This is a genomic window from Helicobacter sp. NHP22-001 (assembly GCF_030270165.1).
In the GTDB taxonomy this organism is placed as follows: Bacteria; Campylobacterota; Campylobacteria; order Campylobacterales; family Helicobacteraceae; genus Helicobacter; species Helicobacter gastrofelis.
Genome location: NZ_BSWS01000033.1, coordinates 1 through 1,203, shown reverse-complemented (window position 1 = coordinate 1,203; position 1,203 = coordinate 1). Strand labels below are relative to the sequence as shown.

Here is a 1,203-nt window from a genome sequence, read left to right as displayed (position 1 = left end):
CAATGCGATGGAAATAGGGCTCAGTGTTGGGTTGCGCAAGGTATCTATTGATAAACCTATATCGGCACATAGAAAACCTCTTGTGGAGTATTTCTTGAAGAAAGCTATTTTGCAGAGCGAATCCCATAAAAACAAGCATGCCAAACAAATCACTTTTGGGGATGTTATCAAATTACACATTAAAAACAAAAACCCCTTATTGCGCTTTCACGATACTTTTATTGTGCTCTCTTGTGCTAAGTTCCATTTTTCTAGCATGTGTCTAGTCGCTCCCCGTAAAAATGACTCTATCATTTTTGAGTTATTGCACTGCATTGATTGTCAAGCACGGGAATTTAAGCTTTTAAAAAATGCTAAAGATCGTTTAGATATTGGAAATTTATGCGAAAAAATTAAATTATCCTTAGAGATTTGAGAACTTCCAAGAGAGTTTTTACTGGATTAATCTTTTTCTCAAGGTGCGGTGTTACCCTAATCTCCCGACTTAGCTAAAGAGATTAGGCATTATCTGTTTAAAACATTTATTGGTTTTTGAGCTTAAAACCCCCAGCTTGGGTTGTATTGCATCCCTTAGATGTTTAAAGATCGCCTAATTTGCGCACATAAATTTATAGGATTAACCGGTCTTTGGCATTGTCTAAAACCGCAGTATTAAGGCGGATGCCCTACTTTTACTCACTTGGATAAAAATCCTCTCTTGGCACCGCACTAAACACTTTTACCAACTCTATAAAGTCGTATAAAAAATTTTCTTGGAGTGTGGCTAGGCTAGGGTATTTTATTTCATGTTTGTATTGATAAGCCCCCTTCTCAAAAGTGAATAATTTATCTAGAGCCATACATTTCTGTTTAGAAGCGTTGCCATAATTATTAGAACAACCGATACGCAACTTAAAAGTACGCCTTTTCCACTGACAACCTAACCAAATATAAACCCCATGTTGCTTTTTGAAAATAGGACCATTGACATAGTCGTCGCCTAAAATATCCTTGCGTCCAAAACAGATCGTGGGTTGGTTGTGCTCCCAAAAACTGATGTAAGTTGTGTAATGGAGATTCAAGTTTTCTAACCACTGATCCCATTTGGGCTTTAAGGGAGCGAAATACTGGGGAGCGGTGTTAGAATTCCCCATGTATCTTTCGTTTTTCTCTTTAAGGCTCACAAACTCTTGCAATAGCTCTTTTTGCCCCATAGCAAAACCT

At 37.6% G+C, this 1,203-nt stretch carries 2 protein-coding genes; one reads left to right on the top strand and one right to left on the bottom strand.

From position 1 onward, the window contains the following. Window positions 1-94: 94 nt before the first annotated feature. Entirely contained in the window at window positions 95-415 is a 321-nt protein-coding gene (locus QSJ47_RS08105) for a hypothetical protein (RefSeq protein WP_285603017.1), read from the top strand. Window positions 416-671: 256 nt separating this feature from the next. On the opposite strand, the gene QSJ47_RS08100 is transcribed toward QSJ47_RS08105, so the two are convergent. Beyond that, on the bottom strand, window positions 672-1,203 hold a 532-nt coding region (locus tag QSJ47_RS08100; RefSeq protein ID WP_285603016.1), incomplete at its 5' end, for a hypothetical protein.